This is a genomic window from Wohlfahrtiimonas sp. G9077, from assembly GCF_002252155.1.
Taxonomy (GTDB): domain Bacteria; phylum Pseudomonadota; class Gammaproteobacteria; order Cardiobacteriales; family Wohlfahrtiimonadaceae; genus Wohlfahrtiimonas.
This window is the reverse complement of sequence record NZ_NEFD01000001.1, coordinates 18,631-35,788: the sequence shown is the minus strand read 5'-3', so window position 1 is coordinate 35,788 and position 17,158 is coordinate 18,631. Positions and strand designations below refer to the sequence as shown.

Sequence of the window (17,158 nt, the reverse complement as noted above, 5' to 3'; positions counted from 1 at the left end):
GATTTTAGGTTAGTCATTCATACGAACTATAAGGAGTGGAGCATGAGTCATATCGACAGTTTGAAGTCTAAAGCAACGCTAAAAGTTGGGGATAAAGAGTATCTCTATCACTCAATCGCGCAAGCGGCAGAAACATTAGGGGATGTTTCTCAATTACCAAAATCCATGAAGGTTTTATTGGAAAACCTTTTACGTTACGAAGATAACAAAACAGTGAATCTTCAAGACATTGAAGCGATCCGCGATTGGTTGAAAGATCGTAAATCTGACCGCGAAATCCAATACCGTCCTGCACGTGTATTGATGCAAGACTTCACAGGCGTTCCTGCTGTTGTTGACTTAGCTGCAATGCGTGATGCGATGGTTAAAGCGGGGGAAAACCCAGAAAACATCAATCCATTGTCGCCTGTTGACTTAGTGATCGACCACTCTGTGATGATCGACCATTTTGGTACCAACAATGCATTTACTGAAAACGTTGACATGGAAATGGAACGCAACGGTGAACGTTATGCCTTCTTACGTTGGGGTCAAAAAGCATTTGATAACTTCAGCGTTGTGCCTCCTGGTACAGGTATTTGTCACCAAGTGAACTTAGAATTCTTGGCCAAAACTGCTTGGGTTTCTAAAGTAGACGGCGAAGAATGGGTCATTCCTGACACTTGCGTCGGCACAGACTCACACACACCAATGGTAAACGGTTTATCTGTATTGGGCTGGGGCGTTGGCGGTATTGAAGCGGAAGCTGCGATCTTAGGTCAACCAATTTCAATGCTCATTCCTGAAGTTGTGGGCTTTAAATTAACGGGTAAATTACGCAGCCACGTAACTGCCACAGACTTAGTGTTAACAATTGTACAAATGCTTCGTAAAAAAGGCGTTGTGGGTAAATTCGTTGAATACTTTGGTGATGGCTTAGCTGAATTACCATTGGCAGACCGCGCCACAATCTCTAACATGGCACCTGAATACGGCGCAACAGTTGGTTTCTTCCCTGTGGATGAAATCACATTGGATTACATGCGCTTAACAGGCCGCTCTGATGATACCGTTAAACGTGTTGAAGCATACGCAAAAGCACAAGGTTTATGGCGCAATGCTGGTGATGAGCCTGTCTTTACAGATGTATTAGAATTAGATTTAAGCACTGTTGAAACAAGTATTGCTGGTCCAAGCCGTCCACAAGATCGCGTTGTATTAGGTGATTTACCTGCAACCAGCAAAAAATTCATTGCAGACAGCGTTGAAAATCCTGATTTGGCCGTAGACATCAACATCGATGGCAAAGCAGAAAAATTGCACCATGGTGATGTTGTGTTTGCAGCCATCACATCTTGTACCAATACATCTAACCCAAGCGTGATGATGGCGGCAGGTTTAGTGGCGAAAAAAGCCGCTGCACTTGGCTTAACACGTAAACCATGGGTGAAAACATCCTTAGCGCCTGGCTCTAAAGTGGCCAGCGAATACTTAGAAAAAGCCGGTCTTATGAAATATTTAGAAGACATCGGTTTTTACTTAACAGGTTATGGTTGTACAGCATGTATCGGTAACTCAGGTCCATTGATTCCTGCCGTTGCCAAAGCCATTGATGAAAACAACATGACTGTGTCTGGCGTATTGTCTGGTAACCGTAACTTTGAAGGCCGCATCCATCCACAAATCCGCGGCAGCTGGTTGGCTTCTCCACCATTGGTTGTGGCGTACGCAATTGCCGGTTCAACGAACATTGATTTGACCAAAGATCCAATCGCTAAAGATGCCAATGGCAATGATGTGTTCTTAAAAGACATCTGGCCTTCAAACGAAGAGATCGCCAAAGAAGTCTTAATGATCACAAGCAACATGTTTGCCAAAGGTTATGAAGGCGTGTTTGATGGTGATGAACAATGGCAATCCATAGCTGTCACTGACAGTGAAACATACGAATGGGATCCAAACTCTACATACGTTCAACATCCACCTTACTTTGAACACATCGATCAACCGATTGAAGCATTAAAAGCGATTGATAAAGCACGTGTATTGGCTGTGTTTGGTGACTCCATCACAACAGATCACATTTCTCCTGCCGGTTCAATCAAGAAAGATTCCCCAGCGGGTCGTTACTTGATGGAACATGGTGTGAAACCTGAAGACTTCAACTCATACGGTTCTCGTCGTGGTAACCACGAAGTAATGATGCGCGGTACATTCGCAAACATCCGTATCCGTAACAAAATGATCCCTGGCATTGAAGGTGGTTTGACGAAATACTTACCTTCTGGCGAAGTGATGGCGATCTATGATGCTGCGATGAAGTATAAAGAAGATCAAACACCATTGATCATCTTAGCGGGTAAAGAGTACGGTTCTGGTTCAAGCCGTGACTGGGCAGCAAAAGGCCCTAACTTGTTGGGTGTAAAAGCTGTGATTGCAGAGAGCTATGAGCGTATTCACCGTTCTAACTTGATCGGCATGGGCATTTTAGCGCTTCAATACAAAAATGGCGACAATGCTGAATCTTTAGGTTTAGACGGCACTGAAAGCTTCCACATCGAATTTAATGATGACATCAAACCGCATCAAGACATCGTTGTGACAGCCACTCATCCTGAAACAGGTAAAGAGACACAATTTACCGTATTGTGCCGCATCGATACATTAAACGAAGTGGATTACTTCAAAGCCGGCGGTATCTTACATTACGTATTGCGTGACTTGATCGCAAAACAAAAAGCGGCTAAATAATCATATTTTTCCCGTGATCTAAAAAAGCCCAACAAATGTTGGGCTTTTTTTATGGCAATCGTTGCACTTATAAATATTTTTTCGGCGAAATGCCCGTCATGTTCTTAAAGAACGTTGAGAAAGCGCTGTAACTACCAAAGCCTAAAGATAATGCAATCTCCATCATCGGTTGATGCTCACTTAATAACTCAATGGCTTTCAGTAAACGCCACTGCTGGCGCCACGATTGATAGTTCATGCCCGTCTCTTTTTGAAAAATGCGCGTAATCGTGCGTTCACTTGCGCCAACGTGCAAGGCTAATTCTGACAAAGGCGGCGCTTGTGCCAATAAGTCATATTTTTGCAGGCGATAATCCTCAGGATAATCCAAATACATGTGCTCACGTTTTGCGCTGACCAACTCATCCCACAGCACCAATAACCAATGATACCCACGCGATGGCAATTGCCAATCGGTGTCCCACGGCGCAGAAGCGATGGTTTCTAACACCGCGCGCATCAAATTGGTGGCCACCCAAATCATCGGATGATCTGGCAAACGCATGCTCTCACGCTCATCTAAATAGATGGAGCGATAACCCACCACTTCTGTAAAAAAGACGCGATGAGGCATATGTGCAGGTATCCACAATAAACGTTGAGGCGGCACGACATACAACTGTCGATTCATCATCACGCGCATACTGCCCTTTTGAGCAAACAGAAATTGTCCCTTTTGATGCACATGCTCACCCGAATCGTGTCTGACCAATTCTGATGCAATGCCAATGATGGCTTGATCCATCGCATCTGGGTTAAATTCTGTTTTTGCATCTATCCATGCCACTTGTTCACCTTTTCATCCTATTGCTCAACAAACATGAGCAAAAACAAACATTAATAATAATCATTTGCATTTAATAACAATATACAGCAAGATACCTCCCATTCGTTAGATAGGAGGATCTTCATTGATGCAAGTTCATAGAACCGTTGTTCGTGTTGCTCGTAAAGAGTTCATCACCCCAAATTTTCTACGCGTTATTCTAAAGTGTGATGACGCTGAGCGCTACAAAGATGTGCCAATTGGCGTAAATAATAAGCTATTTATCCCCCCAATCGGGCAATCTACGGTACAAATGCCTACTTTTAATGCACAATTGCAGCAATGGGAAGTCGTCGATGAAGCATTGCGCCCAACGGTGCGCACTTATACACATCGTGCTTTTGATTTAGATGCCAAAGAATTGTGTGTCGATTTTGCAGTGCATGAAGGAGAATCTGTCGCTTGCCAATGGGCGCTCAATGCCAAAATTGGTGATGAAGTGGGCTATGCCATGAAACTGGGCAATAAAGCCCTTGTGCCCACCGTCAAAGATTATCTATTTGTGACAGACATGACGGGCATTCCTGCCGTTGCGGCCATTGTTTCAACATTGCCAGAAGATGCCCATGCCACCATCATCACAGAAGTATTGGGCGAAGTGGACATCTATCCTGAACATTATCAAAGTGCGGCAACACTGACGCTTCATTGGCACACCAATTTTTATCCATACAATGGCAGTGATCTCTTTGAACATGCAAAATCTTTGATTAACACACTTGATGCTGACCATTTTGTGCATGTCACGGCGGAATTTAACACCGTCAAACAATTTAGAGATCATCTACGCAACACATTGAGCTACACCAAAGATGAATTTTATGGCTGCGCTTATTGGCAAATTGGTAAAAAAGAGCATGAAGCGCGCACCAAGCGTTTAGAATAATTCCATCCTTGAAAGATTGACTGATTTTATAATAAATCAGTCATATTTTATAAAACATCACATTCGACTTTTCATTATCCTAGCGGTTTTCCTTGAGAACCGAAGATCATGACACAAAGTACACGCCTTTTATTGATGGCTTTACTGATGTTCCCCCAAATTGTGGAAACCTTATACAGCCCGATTTTACCGGCTTTGAGCTCGGCATTTACTGTCTCTGAAGCGGCAGCCGGGCAAACCTTATCCCTCTATTTTATGGCATTTGCCTTTGGTATTGTCTTATGGGGCCATTTATGTGATCGACTCGGGCGGCGCATCACCTTCATTTTTGCACTGTCAGTCTATGCGGTGGGTGCAGTAACGGCGTTATGGGTGACGGACTTTTCTGCCCTTTTAATCTGCCGCATGTTGATGGCGCTAGGTGCTGCGATTGGCTCAATTGGCACACAAACCGTAATGCGTGATGCTTATTCCGGCGAAGCACTTCGCAAAACCTTTGCCATTGTGGGCATTTTAATGGCCATCAGCCCCATGTTGGGCATTTTTATGGGCACCCTCCTCGAGATGCATTTGGGTTATCGTGCCATTTTTATGGCATTGGTGCTCTTTGCCCTCATGTTACTGCTGTGGACGATTCTGAGCCTACCAGAAACACGACCACACAACATGCAGCGAGTGGCATTACTACCAATTGCCCGCGCGATGCTTAAAGATGGTGTTTTACTGCGTCACATGGTGATGATTGCGGGCTTTAATCTGATGCTCTTTAGTTATTATCAATTGGCACCCTTTTGGCTCACCGATTTAGGTTATCCGATGACACTCTTCAGCTACACAGGATTATTATTGGGGGCAGGCTCATTGCTTGGTGCCCTCATTAATCGCCGCTGTACTCAAGCACACGTGCCGGCACGCACATTAATTAGAATCGCCACCATGGTTCTGCTCATCAGCGCTTTGATGGCTTTTAGCTTACGTCATTCCCTGTGGTTACTATTGCCAATGGGCATCATGACCTTCTGCTATGGCATCGCCATCCCAAATATTCTGGCACATGTGCTCGATGATTATCACAACGCACGGGGCACTGCCGGCGCATTATTGGGTTTAGGGTACTATTTGCTCTTAGGGCTTGGGTTGATGCTGAGCGCCATCAGTGGACATCTTGCAGGCACGTTATTGGTCACCGCCCTTTTCATGCTGTGCATAAATCTTTCTGAATGATTTTGCACTAAGGATTATAATGGGGCACGATTATTTTTTATTATAGATTAAGGTCAAATGTCTCATTCTCCATTTACACCCAAAGTTGGACACATCAATCGCTTAACCATCGAACAACAAACCTCCCGCGGCTTAATGCTTGCGGGCAATGTCTTTTTGCCCAACCGCGCCATTCCTGAAGATTTAGTGGTCACAATTGGTGAACCGCTCGAAGTCTTTGTGTATGTGGACAACCAAGAAGAGTTGATCGCCACCACAGATAAACCTTACACAGAAGTGGGTAAATTTGCGGATCTACAAGTGGTGGAAGTGGCGAGTTTTGGTTACTTCTTAGATTGGGGCTTGCCAAAGGATCTCTTATTGCCTTTTCGTGAGTCATTAGTTGATTTAGAAGTGGATGATTTTGTCATCGTGTACACCTACATTGATCCTGTGACCCATAAAATCACTGCCACCACGAAATATGAGCGCCATGTACAAGCCACTGCGCCCCACTATAAAACAGGCGATAAAGTCTCTGTCTTAGTGGAAAGCAAAACACCGCTTGGTTTAAAAGTGATTGTGGATCATGCCTATTGGGGCGTTGTCTATCAAAGTGACATCGTGGGTGAGATTCACATTGGCGATGAGTTCACAGGCTACATTAAACCGGTACGTGAAGATGGTAAGCTCGATGTTTCCATGATTCCCATCATCAAAACCAATGAAGCGCGCCACGGCTTAGAAGGCGCCATTTTAAAGGCACTTAAAGCGAATAAAGAGGGTCGTTTACCCGTGAGCGATAAAAGTGATCCGGATGTGATCATGTCCCATTTTGGCGTCAGTAAAGCGGCGTTTAAACGTGCCATTGGCGCCCTTTATAAAAACAAAAAAATCATCATCCATAAAGATGCCATTGAGTTACAAAAATAATCCATGAGCACCGAAGCGCGCGGCCATTTACTGGCGCTCTTGACGATTGTGCTGTGGGGGACAACCTTTGTCTCCACCAAAATTTTATTACAGCACGATCTCTCACCTTTAGAGATTCTTGGGGCGCGTTTTTTATTGGGTGCTTGCTTTTTGATGCTCTTGTATCCAAAGCGTTTAAAAGGCACCACATGGTGCGAAGAGCTCTGTTTCGCCCTTGCTGGCTTATGTGGTACCACCTTCTATTTTTGGTTTGAGAATCATGCATTGCTCTATACGCTTGCGGCAAATGCGGCCCTCATCTCCTCCACTTCCCCATTTTTTACGGTGCTACTTGCCCGTTTCTTTTTAAAAGAAGAACACATCCATCCCATATTTTATGTGGGCATGTTGCTCTCATTTGTGGGCGTGGGACTTATGAGTTTCAGTGGCTTACAATCCTTTGAATTGAGCTTAAAAGGTGATGCATTGGCACTTGGTGCCGCCTTCATTTGGTCGATTTATGCCATTGTCTCCAAAAAAATGGGCAGCTTTGGTTACAATACCATTCAAACCACGCGCCGTACATTTTGGTACGGCTTACTCTTTATGTTGCCCATGATCTCTTGGCAAAACGTAGATTTCTCTTATGATGCTCTCTTAAACTATGTGCATCAATATGCATCGCCTGTGGTGATGTTCAACCTTCTATTTTTAGGCTTAGGGGCATCCGCCCTCTGCTTTGTGACATGGAATCTGGCCGTTAAAATTCTTGGCGCCATTAAAACAAGCCTCTACATCAACGCTGTACCCATGGTGACGGTGATCTTCTCAACCCTCATTCTCCATGAGCACATTACCTTATTGTCTGCCCTTGGCATTCTATTGGTGCTGATGGGTTTAGGCATCTCTCAATATCAACGAAAACCGTCCACACTATAAAAATTATAAAATATTTATATAATAAATTAGATTAATATTGCTTTAACTGATATAGATATTATATTAATAAAAGCATCAATATCTCAATGATGTTGATCCTACTTCATGATGGCATCCAAGATTATAGAGAGATTATTATGAAAACGATTAACTTACAACGGCGTCGCCTCATTGGTGTTGGCGGTCTTCTCCTATCCGCTGCACTCTTCCCCCCAATGGGGCGTTTCGCCTTTGCTGCAGTCAAACCCACCGAATCACAACTGACTCAGTTCATCAGCATTTCTCAAGCGCTGACGGGCTACCAAGATTTAAATCCCATTTTAGCAGAGCGTTATCTGACGGCAATGCTTAATCTTTACCCGGACTTTTCGACGCACTTATCTGCCCTTGGCGATGGCGAAACTGTCATGAGCCGCATTGCTCACAATAAAAGCAACACTGAATGGGCGATGCGCATCACTCATGCATGGTATACAGGCACAGTGGGTCCTAATCAGGACGATGCCGTAGAAGTCATTGCTTATAAAGATGCCTTGATGTATCGCCCAACGGCGGATGGTTTACCCGTGCCCACCTACTGTTTTAGAGGTGAATTATGGTTCAGTGCATTGCCACCTGGCATCACGCGTGAACCCACTGTACCTGCAACATTTTAGGGAGCAATCATGAATCAAGCAAAACAATTGGCCAATGGAGATTGGCAAGCAGACGTTGTCATTGTCGGCAGCGGCATTGTGGGCGCCATGATGGCGACAGAAATTTCAGCCAAAGGTTACAGCGTCTTAATGTTAGATGCCGGCTTGCGTGTTGAACGCGGGCAAATTGTGGAAAATTCTCGCAATATGCCTGAAAAAAATCGTGCAGGCATCGATTATCAAAGCCTGTATCCTCAATCGCCCTTAGCACCCTTCCCACTCTACTTCCCCAACAATGGTTATTTAGGTCTATCGGGCCCAAATGCCGCCGCCTATGCACAAGACTATTTGAAAACTGTGGGCGGCACCACATGGCACTGGGCAGCCTCTTCATGGCGCCATGCACCGAATGATTTTAAAATGCACACACTATACGGCGTTGGGCGCGATTGGCCGATCACGTATGATGAGATGGAACCATATTATACGCGCGCAGAATATGCCATTGGCGTGGCAGGCCCAAGGGATAAAAGCATGCAATCGCCCCCTGAACGCAGCAAGCCTTATCCGATGGATATGGTGCCGTGGTCGTACTTTGAGCGCACCGTCTATGACACCACCAAAGATTTTGGCTGCCACTTAGTGCCGATTCCACAAGGACGCAGCACACGCGTTTGGGAAAATCGCCCCATTTGTTGTGGCAATAACAACTGTATGCCCATTTGCCCAATTGGCGCGATGTACAATGGCATCCATCATGTGGAAAAAGCAGAACGCAATGGCACGATTGTTGTGTCTGAAGCGGTGGTTTATAAAGTGGACACCGATGAGAAAAACAATCTCTCTGCCATCCATTTTTATGACAAAGAACGCAAATCCCATAAAGTGACGGCACAAAAATTTGTCTTTGCCTGCAATGGCATCGAAACGCCGCGTTTACTCTTGATGGCGGCCAATGAACAAAACCCGCGCGGGATCGCTAATAACACCTCTGATTGCGTTGGGCGCAACATGATGGATCACTCAGGCATTCACTGTTCATTCACGTCGAAAAAACCGATGTGGGTTGGTCGTGGCCCTGCACAAAGTGCAGCCATGGTGGGCTATCGTGATGGTTCTTTTAGAAAAGATCACGCAGCATTCCTCATCATCATGAATAACTTAAATCGAAACCTCGCCCAAACTCAAAAAGTGTTGGCAGATGGCACGATGGGTGAACATTTACCGCATGCTGTGCGCGAAAGCACCATTCACTCAGTCTATTGGGACATCATGCTTGAAGTCTTGCCTGAAGAGAGCAACCGCCTCACTTTGAGCAAAACCCGTAAAGATGCTTTAGGGCTTCCATGCCCGGATGTTTATTATGATGTGGGTGATTATGTGCGCCGTGGCCGCACCGCAGCACAAGAAAAACTGCGTGAGATTGCCCATCTCTTTGGCGGTACGGATGTGGATGTCACCTCTGAATTTGTGCCCAATAACCACATCATGGGCGGCTGCATCATGGGTGATGATCCAAAAAACAGTGTCGTTAACAGTTATTGCCGCGCCCATGATCATGAAAACTTATGGTTGCCAGGTGGCGGTGCAATTCCCTCTTCAAGTGTTGTCAATTCCACATTAACCATGGCTGCCCTTGGCCTACGTGCAGCCGATGACGTGTTAAGGAGCTTAGCGAAATGAAAATCATTCGAACCCTCTTAACAGCGGCGCTCCTCAGTACACCAATGATGAGTGCAGCACTTGCCGATGATGGCAATGCGGCGCGCGGTGAAACGCTCGCCATTTTAGGCGATTGCCAAGCGTGCCATACATACAAAGCTGGCGATGGCCAACCTTTTGCGGGCGGTTATCCCATCAGCTCACCGATGGGCGACATTTACTCATCAAACATTACGCCATCTAAAACATACGGGATTGGCAGCTATTCCCTTGAGGATTTTACCCGTGCACTGCGCGATGGGATTCGTAAAGATGGTGCGCATCTCTATCCTGCGATGCCTTATCCATCGTACGCTAAACTCACCGATGCGGACATTAAAGATCTCTATGCGTATTTCATGACATCTGTTCAACCTGTCGATGAGCCGCCTAAGCACACCACAGAACTGCCATTCCCTTTCGATATGCGCTCTGTGATGGCAGTTTGGAATGCATTATATTTAGACAATACACCTTTTAAAGCAGATCCCAATCAAAGCGATGAATGGAATCGCGGCGCGTATATTGTCGAAGCCCTTGCCCACTGTAGCACGTGCCACACACCGCGTAACTTTATGATGGCAGAAGAGAAAGACCATTATTTAGGTGGCAGTAGCTTAGGGCCTTGGTTTGCGCCAAACATCACCTCAAGCATCAATGGCGGGATTGGTTCATGGCAAAATGCTGATTTGATTACTTATCTACAAAAAGGTCACCTCAAAGGTAAAGCACAAGCCGCTGGCCCAATGGGTGAAGCCGTTGTGGACAGCTTCCAACATGTGGATGCCAAAGATCTTGAAGCGATCGCCACCTACATTCGCTCTGTACCTGCTTTAGACAATCCTGCTCAAAGTGCGCCACGCGATACATATGGCGAGCCGTTTGATGTGGATCTGTTATTAAGGGGCGCCGCACCTGTGGATGCGTATCAAAATCTGAAAAGTGGCGAAGCACTGTACAGTGCTTACTGTTCAAGTTGCCATCAAAATACGGGTTCAGGCACTGAAGATCAATTTTACCCCTCACTCTTTCACAACACCGCAACGGGCGATGTCAATCCCAGCAATGCCATTGCCGCAGTTTTATATGGCGTCAATAAGAAAGTGGATGGCACAGAGATTTACATGCCAAGCTTTGGCCCACAATCGGCCACACAAGCCTTATCCGATGAGCAGATTGCCCAAATTGTGCAATTTGTTTATCAACAATATGGTAATCCAACGGTGGGCGTCACGGCGGATATGGTCAAAGAGATTCGTCAAGGCGGCGCAGCACCTGCATTGATGAAACTGCAGCCTTATCTATTACCCGGCATGATTTTCTTGATTGCCGTTGTGCTCGGTGGCATCATCGCTGTGGTCAGCCGTAAAAAACGAGGAGGCAAAGATGATCACTAAACAGACGCAATTGTGCATGTCACTTGCCGGTCGCCCCGGTAACTTTGGGACGCTTTTTCACAACTATTTGTATGATCAGCTTAAGCTCGATTACATTTATAAAGCGTTCACCACATCTGATCTACCCGCGGCAATTGGCGGTGTGCGTGCCCTTGGCATACGGGGCTGCGCCATCTCGATGCCCTTTAAAGAAGCGGTGATTGAATTTGTGGATGAATTAGATCAATCAGCTGCCGCGATTGAATCTGTCAATACCATCGTCAACAATGATGGCCATTTAACGGCCTACAATACAGATTACATCGCTGTGGCAAATTTATTGCAAGATTATGCCATTGATCCTGCCACACCTTTTTTACTCAAAGGCAGCGGCGGCATGGCCAAAGCGGTGGCAGGTGCTTTATATGATCAAGGTTTTAAGCATGGCACCATCATTGCACGTAATGCTGTTAAAGGCAAAGCGCTCGCAGATTTGTATGGCTATGAATGGATGAATGATGAAGAGGTCATTGCCTCCACAGAAGGCATGATGCTCATCAATGTGACACCGCTCGGCATGCAGGGTGGCAAAGAAGCCGATGCCCTTGCCTTTAGCCCGATGCACATTGAAACCGCCGAAACGATTTTTGATGTGGTGGCACTGCCGGTGGAAACGCCCATGATTCAATTGGCGCGCACCCTCAATAAAACCATCATCAGCGGTGCGGATGTAGCAGTGATTCAAGCCCTTGAACAATTTGTGCTTTATACGGGCGTTCGTCCATCGATCGATTTGATTAAAGAGGCATCAAGCTTTGCAAGAAGCCATGCTTAAATTTTAAATCGTCCCATTAAAGATCATGCCCGAGTGATCGGGCATTTTTTATGGGGTTGGCATAAAATCCAAACCAATGTCCAATGATCGTACGCTGTGCGTCAATGCACCGATGGCAATGAAATTCACACCGGTTTTTGCAATGCTCAACACATTTTCCTGCGTAATGCCGCCCGATGCTTCGGTTTGACATCGCCCTTCACATAAGCGCACCGCTTGCCTTAATGTGTTGATGTCCATATTATCGAGCAACACAAGGTTCACGCCCACAGCTAATGCCTCTTCTAGCTGCGCTAACGTATCGACCTCAACTTCAATGGGAATCAGATGTCCTGCGTAGGCTTTGGCATCCATCACAGCTTTTGTGACACTGCCTGCGATCGCAATGTGATTGTCTTTGATCAAAATTGCATCATCCAAGCCCATGCGATGATTGCGCCCGCCCCCAACGCGCACAGCATATTTTTGTAACACTCGTAAACCGGGCAAAGTCTTTCGGGTGCAAGTGATTTGCACATTCTCGCCTTTGACTGTTTGCACAATCTGGTGCACTTGTGTGGCAATGCCGCTCAAATGCGTCATGAAGTTCAGCGCTGTACGCTCTGCTGCTAAAAGTGCACGCGCCGGACCCGTAACCTTGGCCAAACACAGATTGGGTACGACTGCATCCCCATCTTTAACATGTGGCTCATAGACAATATCGCCATCTAAACGATGCCATGCTAAACGCGCTAAATCCATTCCTGCAACAATTCCTGCCGCCCTTGCAATGATATGCAATGTGGCATGTTGATCTTCACCGATGGTGGCTAAACTTGTGACATCACCGCGGCGACCTAAATCCTCAGCCAATGCGGCATTCACATAAGGCTCTAACAATACATCTGGCAATGGGGCAACCATTTTTCCTCCTTAGGTTACATATACTCATTTTGAGTATATATTTTTAATCATGCCGCTACAATAAAACAAATCAGATAAAAAGTCATTGAAAAGGTGAAATAAAAAAGTTATGCTCAAAATGAGTATAATAAAACCCACAGAGGATAGGAGTGATTGTGATTGAGAGAATCAAGGCGCAATTGGCCGCACATGATGCTGTGCTGATTGCCCATTACTACACTGACCCTGCCATTCAGGCACTGGCAGAAGCAACAGGCGGCTGCGTGGCAGATTCATTAGAGATGGCGCGCTTTGGTCGTGATGCCAAAGCACAAACCCTCATCGTCGCTGGCGTGCGCTTTATGGGGGAGACAGCAAAAATCTTAAGCCCACATAAACGCGTCTTAATGGCAGATTTAGCGGCAACATGCTCGTTAGATTTAAGCTGCCCGATTGATGAATTTTCTAACTTTTGTGATCAACATCCGGATCGCACCGTTGTGGTGTATGCCAACACCAGCGCTGCCGTCAAGGCGCGCGCCGATTACGTGGTCACTTCCGCCATTGGCGTTGAGATGGTGCGCATGCTCCATCAACAAGGCCATGCCATCATTTGGGGGCCAGATCGCCATTTAGGCGCATACATCCAAGCACAAACGGGCGCAGATATGCTGCTCTGGCAAGGCCATTGCATTGTGCATGATGAATTTAAAGCCTTTGAATTACAGCAACTGAAACTCAAACATCCAAATGCCAAAGTGCTTGTGCACCCCGAAGCCTGTGAAGCAGTGATCCAAGAAGCAGACTTTGTGGGTTCCACCGCTCAGATCATTAAGGCCGCCAAACACATGGATGCATCAACGCTCATTGTCGCCACAGATCAAGGCATTTTTTATAAACTGGCACAAGCCGTGCCAGATAAAACTCTCATCATTGCTCCCACCGCCGGCAACAGCGCCACATGTAAGAGCTGTGCCCTTTGTCCATGGATGGCGATGAACACTTTGGAAAAGATTGAAGCTGTCCTCACCACATTTGCGCATGAAATCACAGTGGATGCCGCCATTGCAACACAGGCGAAACGCAGCATCGATCGCATGCTTCAATTTGCAGAGGAGCGCAAAGTGAATCTACAGGCACAAAGCAATCCGCAACAATACGCCGCACTGTTTCAAAATATTGGGCCTGCGTGATTAACGGGCAATTGGTAATTTACTGCCGGATAAAGAGCGCTCAAGCAGCACATCATCACGAAATTGATACAAACGCGCCGGGCGCCCTTGCCCATGATGATCAAGGGTGCCGGTCTCTTCAATCAGGGCTTGTTGCAAAATAAAACGGCGAAAATTCTGTTTATGCAGGACAATGCCGCCCAGGGCTTCAATGCTTTGTTGCAATTGCAACAGCGTAAATGTGGGCGGTAAAAGCTCAAAAATTACGGGGCGATATTTGATTTTAGCCCGCAGGCGCGCCATCGCTGATGCCAACACACGACGATGATCATGATGCATCGGTTGACCTGAATATTGGGGTGGCAATGGGGCATCAGAGGCGGTGGATTCAGGAATCATACCCACTTCATACATCAACTCGTAACGTTGGAGCACATACTCTTCATTCCATGTAAAAGGGGCAATGCCCCAACACAATTTGACATGCTCCTCACGAAAGCGCTGCTCAGAGACGCTATTGCCACCATTGATCCAATGGCGAAACAGCGGCAACAGGTGCTGATCAATAAAATCTGGGCGCCCATTTCGGTGATCTTCCCAAGGAAAATAATCATACCAATTGCGCCAAATGGCCCCCGTTTCTAAATGATTTTTCTCTTCTCGCACCAAACCTAAATAGCTGATATAAATTAGATAATGGCCGGTGGATGTTTTGCGCTGTGTGTCCACAAATGTGTACAGCTGCTCAACGTATCCAAGCGGCTGATGGGTTTGGGTTTCCACCCATTGACGCACGCCGGCTTGCAAAGAGCGATGAATGGGCGACAAAGGGCCACATGGCAATGAACAACCCTCTGCCACCGTCAGCACTTTTGCTTGTGACTCTGTGACGGCAATCAGAACGGCTGCCAGTTCTGTTGTTCCCTCTTCGTGCGTATTGATGGCCGTTTGCATAATGTCCTAGTGATGATTAAAGCGGCATTATAGAGGAAAGATCACTCTGTGCTCAACAAATAGAGGCGCAGCATCTCTTCAAGTTCCGCTTGTAAGCCTTCAGGTGAGAGAATTTTGACATTCGGAATCCAATAACGCACCAATGCCAGAATCTCTTGTGCGCTGACATGTTCACTCATCACCACCAAATCACCATTGAGTTTCTCCTCAATGATCGATTGATTGGGCAATAATTTACGGCGCTTAAAGTAAATGGCCACATCCCCCTTGACCAATACTGTGACCGCTTTGATCTGATTGCCATAATAGACGCTGTCAATGTTTTTGATGTCCTCCAAAATGGCTTGATCCAGTGTGAAATGCTCATTTTGTACGCTAAGCCCCTCAATGCGCGAAAAACAAAACGTTTTGATCTGCCCTTGATCATCGGCCATCAAATACCAAATGCCGGAACGATTGATCAAAATATAGGGCGCCACACGATAACTTTTGTGGCTTTTTGATTGATTTTTGTAATAGCTAAAACAGATCAACTTTTGTGACTCAATCGCCGCTTTAATGAGGTCAAAGTCCCCTTTTTTATGGGAAATGTCCTCATAATTATAGCCTTTGACACATACGCTTTGCGTCAGTTTTTGTTGAAAGAACTCGCGATCAAGCTTCGGAAACAAGTTTTGAATGCTTGCAAAATGTGCAAAACGATCCACATCCTCAGGATACAGCTGCCCTAATGATGATTTAGAGAGGCTGTAATACTTTGGCCCCTGCTCTTCCCAGTCCAAAAACACGAGGCGCTCTTTGAGATCACGAATGATGGTGCGCTCTGTGACATTAAACTCTTCGGCCAGCATTGCCACTTCTAAACGACTGCCAAGATTCAGTTTGGCCAAAATCTCCCCAAGGCGATGTGCCAACTGTGTATTTTTTGTTTTCATCGATTACCCTTTCAATGTCCAATCACAAGCGCCACATTTTGGGCATTTAGACGGCAAGCTCAAATGATCACCTTTGATTTTAAAGCGAAAATGGCAATGTTTACATTCAAAAATGAGTTTGGTGTTAAATGGAATTGGCATTATCTAATCCTTATCATTATTAGGTTTATTTTCAAGATATTATATAACCAATGAACAAAAATAAAAAACCCTAATCTTCATTAGATTAGGGTTCATCAATTCCAATATATCCACCTTATTATTTTAGTATATTTATTCATTAATTACATTATGAATAGATAATAACCGTTATATTTGCACGGTTGTGTCATTAAGTAAACAACGATTCAATATTTTGATAATTTTTATACAATTTATCATAAATATTTCCATAATGATGCTTCCAATCGCCATGACTTGTGATCAATGCGCTGCAATCAATGTTGGCAATTTTAGGGTGATTTGTTTCAATCGGCACATAACCGATCGGATCGCTCAACCATGCCATCGACGTTCGATAGGAATATTTCAGCACATCATCGTGCCTTGAATGACAATTATAAATCCGCCCATCCACCACAGATGCAGCCCTTTCCCAATCCTTGCGTTGATTGCCCACCGCGCCCCCTAACAAAATCACATCTTCAACAGGCTGCGATGAGGCACACAATGCATAATAGATGACGCGGCAACCTAAAGAGTGCCCCACCAATGTCACGGGCAAGGTCATCTGAGACAAGGCATCACTGAGCGCTTGCCCCGCCGATTCGGCATTTTGCATTGCAGCGTGCCACGGATTTGCCAACAATGCCCGCCATCTGCGGTGCATCAGTGAGTGCATCATCTGTGTGATGTCTGCCATTGATTTAGAAGGCCACTGAACGCCATACACATTAGAAGTGGCATCTAACGCAGATTCACTGGCCAGCCAATCGGTGAAATCTGCATATGCTTCATTTAAAAAGCCATTGACAAACAGAATATTGCGCGCAGCAGGTAATGTTGCTGTGTGAATGGGCGTGATGGAGAAATTTTTCATGATTGCCCTTTGATCATCTCATCGTAATCTGCATCTAGCGAGCGACGCACAGCCACATTCAGTGCCACGGAATGTGTCACATGCTGAGAATAAA

The 17,158-nt window shown here is 45.7% G+C and carries 15 protein-coding genes; 10 read left to right on the top strand and 5 right to left on the bottom strand.

The features are described 5' to 3' along the window. The first annotated feature begins 42 nt into the window (after nucleotides 1-42). Complete coding sequence (gene acnA / locus B9T20_RS00120; RefSeq protein ID WP_094489256.1) at nucleotides 43-2,730, top strand: aconitate hydratase AcnA; 2,688 nt, start codon at nucleotides 43-45, stop codon at nucleotides 2,728-2,730. Nucleotides 2,731-2,797: 67 nt separating this feature from the next. Here the strand turns inward: acnA and B9T20_RS00115 are convergent, their stop codons facing one another. Next, nucleotides 2,798-3,556, bottom strand: coding sequence for a helix-turn-helix transcriptional regulator (locus tag B9T20_RS00115; protein ID WP_094489255.1), 759 nt, complete (start codon nucleotides 3,554-3,556; stop codon nucleotides 2,798-2,800). Between the two features lie 127 nt (nucleotides 3,557-3,683). On the opposite strand from B9T20_RS00115, the gene B9T20_RS00110 reads away from it, so the two are divergent. From B9T20_RS00110 to B9T20_RS00075, 8 genes are all read left to right on the top strand, one after another. Further along, the gene (locus B9T20_RS00110) at nucleotides 3,684-4,481 is read left to right on the top strand and encodes a siderophore-interacting protein (protein ID WP_094489254.1); all 798 of its coding nucleotides are present in this window, start codon (nucleotides 3,684-3,686) and stop codon (nucleotides 4,479-4,481) included. 108 nt (nucleotides 4,482-4,589) lie between these two features. Further along, a complete protein-coding gene (locus B9T20_RS00105; protein ID WP_094489253.1) occupies nucleotides 4,590-5,705 on the top strand; it encodes an MFS transporter in 1,116 nt (371 codons plus the stop codon). 57 nt (nucleotides 5,706-5,762) lie between these two features. Continuing rightward, nucleotides 5,763-6,617 (top strand): S1 RNA-binding domain-containing protein, encoded by an 855-nt coding sequence (locus B9T20_RS00100; RefSeq protein ID WP_094489252.1) that lies wholly within the window; start codon nucleotides 5,763-5,765, stop codon nucleotides 6,615-6,617. A gap of 3 nt (nucleotides 6,618-6,620) precedes the next feature. Then, nucleotides 6,621-7,535: a DMT family transporter gene (locus tag B9T20_RS00095; protein ID WP_094489251.1), complete on the top strand. Its 915-nt coding sequence runs from the start codon at nucleotides 6,621-6,623 to the stop codon at nucleotides 7,533-7,535. A gap of 137 nt (nucleotides 7,536-7,672) precedes the next feature. Next, entirely contained in the window at nucleotides 7,673-8,191 is a 519-nt protein-coding gene (locus B9T20_RS00090; RefSeq protein ID WP_094489250.1) for a sugar dehydrogenase complex small subunit, read from the top strand. A 9-nt stretch (nucleotides 8,192-8,200) separates the two neighbouring features. Further along, nucleotides 8,201-9,853, top strand: coding sequence for a GMC family oxidoreductase (locus B9T20_RS00085; protein WP_094489249.1), 1,653 nt, complete (start codon nucleotides 8,201-8,203; stop codon nucleotides 9,851-9,853). After that, nucleotides 9,850-11,268, top strand: a complete 1,419-nt coding sequence (locus tag B9T20_RS00080; protein ID WP_094489248.1) for a cytochrome c — start codon at nucleotides 9,850-9,852, stop codon at nucleotides 11,266-11,268. The genes B9T20_RS00085 and B9T20_RS00080 overlap by 4 nt, the downstream gene beginning before the upstream one ends. Continuing rightward, nucleotides 11,258-12,082 carry a shikimate 5-dehydrogenase gene (locus B9T20_RS00075; protein WP_094489247.1) on the top strand — a complete coding sequence of 275 codons (825 nt, stop codon included), beginning with the start codon at nucleotides 11,258-11,260 and terminating at the stop codon, nucleotides 12,080-12,082. Before B9T20_RS00080 ends, B9T20_RS00075 begins: the two co-directional genes overlap by 11 nt. Nucleotides 12,083-12,130: 48 nt before the next feature. Here B9T20_RS00075 and nadC read toward each other — a convergent pair whose 3' ends face one another. Further along, complete coding sequence (nadC, locus tag B9T20_RS00070; protein WP_094489246.1) at nucleotides 12,131-12,985, bottom strand: carboxylating nicotinate-nucleotide diphosphorylase; 855 nt, start codon at nucleotides 12,983-12,985, stop codon at nucleotides 12,131-12,133. Nucleotides 12,986-13,134: 149 nt separating this feature from the next. Here nadC and nadA point away from each other — a divergent pair, with 149 nt between their 5' ends. Next, entirely contained in the window at nucleotides 13,135-14,157 is a 1,023-nt protein-coding gene (gene nadA, locus B9T20_RS00065; RefSeq protein ID WP_094489245.1) for a quinolinate synthase NadA, read from the top strand. Here nadA and B9T20_RS00060 read toward each other — a convergent pair whose 3' ends face one another. From B9T20_RS00060 to B9T20_RS00045, 3 genes are all read right to left on the bottom strand, one after another. Continuing rightward, nucleotides 14,158-15,090, bottom strand: coding sequence for a hypothetical protein (locus B9T20_RS00060; RefSeq protein WP_094489244.1), 933 nt, complete (start codon nucleotides 15,088-15,090; stop codon nucleotides 14,158-14,160). Between the two features lie 41 nt (nucleotides 15,091-15,131). After that, the gene (locus B9T20_RS00055) at nucleotides 15,132-16,025 is read right to left on the bottom strand and encodes a YafY family protein (protein WP_094489243.1); all 894 of its coding nucleotides are present in this window, start codon (nucleotides 16,023-16,025) and stop codon (nucleotides 15,132-15,134) included. Nucleotides 16,026-16,356: 331 nt separating this feature from the next. Next, complete coding sequence (locus B9T20_RS00045) at nucleotides 16,357-17,064, bottom strand: DUF726 domain-containing protein (RefSeq protein ID WP_094489241.1); 708 nt, start codon at nucleotides 17,062-17,064, stop codon at nucleotides 16,357-16,359. Between the last annotated feature and the right edge of the window lie 94 nt (nucleotides 17,065-17,158).

Excerpts from the sequence above, each read along its gene's own strand:
- acnA (WP_094489256.1), top strand. The coding sequence starts at position 43 with ATGAGTCATATCGACAGTTTGAAGTCTAAAGCAACGCTAAAAGTTGGG.
- B9T20_RS00110 (WP_094489254.1), top strand. The coding sequence starts at position 3,684 with ATGCAAGTTCATAGAACCGTTGTTCGTGTTGCTCGTAAAGAGTTCATC.
- B9T20_RS00105 (WP_094489253.1), top strand. The coding sequence starts at position 4,590 with ATGACACAAAGTACACGCCTTTTATTGATGGCTTTACTGATGTTCCCC.
- B9T20_RS00100 (WP_094489252.1), top strand. The coding sequence starts at position 5,763 with ATGTCTCATTCTCCATTTACACCCAAAGTTGGACACATCAATCGCTTA.
- B9T20_RS00095 (WP_094489251.1), top strand. The coding sequence starts at position 6,621 with ATGAGCACCGAAGCGCGCGGCCATTTACTGGCGCTCTTGACGATTGTG.
- B9T20_RS00090 (WP_094489250.1), top strand. The coding sequence starts at position 7,673 with ATGAAAACGATTAACTTACAACGGCGTCGCCTCATTGGTGTTGGCGGT.
- B9T20_RS00085 (WP_094489249.1), top strand. The coding sequence starts at position 8,201 with ATGAATCAAGCAAAACAATTGGCCAATGGAGATTGGCAAGCAGACGTT.
- B9T20_RS00080 (WP_094489248.1), top strand. The coding sequence starts at position 9,850 with ATGAAAATCATTCGAACCCTCTTAACAGCGGCGCTCCTCAGTACACCA.
- B9T20_RS00075 (WP_094489247.1), top strand. The coding sequence starts at position 11,258 with ATGATCACTAAACAGACGCAATTGTGCATGTCACTTGCCGGTCGCCCC.
- nadC (WP_094489246.1), bottom strand. The coding sequence starts at position 12,985 with ATGGTTGCCCCATTGCCAGATGTATTGTTAGAGCCTTATGTGAATGCC.
- B9T20_RS00060 (WP_094489244.1), bottom strand. The coding sequence starts at position 15,090 with ATGCAAACGGCCATCAATACGCACGAAGAGGGAACAACAGAACTGGCA.
- B9T20_RS00055 (WP_094489243.1), bottom strand. The coding sequence starts at position 16,025 with ATGAAAACAAAAAATACACAGTTGGCACATCGCCTTGGGGAGATTTTG.
- B9T20_RS00045 (WP_094489241.1), bottom strand. The coding sequence starts at position 17,064 with ATGAAAAATTTCTCCATCACGCCCATTCACACAGCAACATTACCTGCT.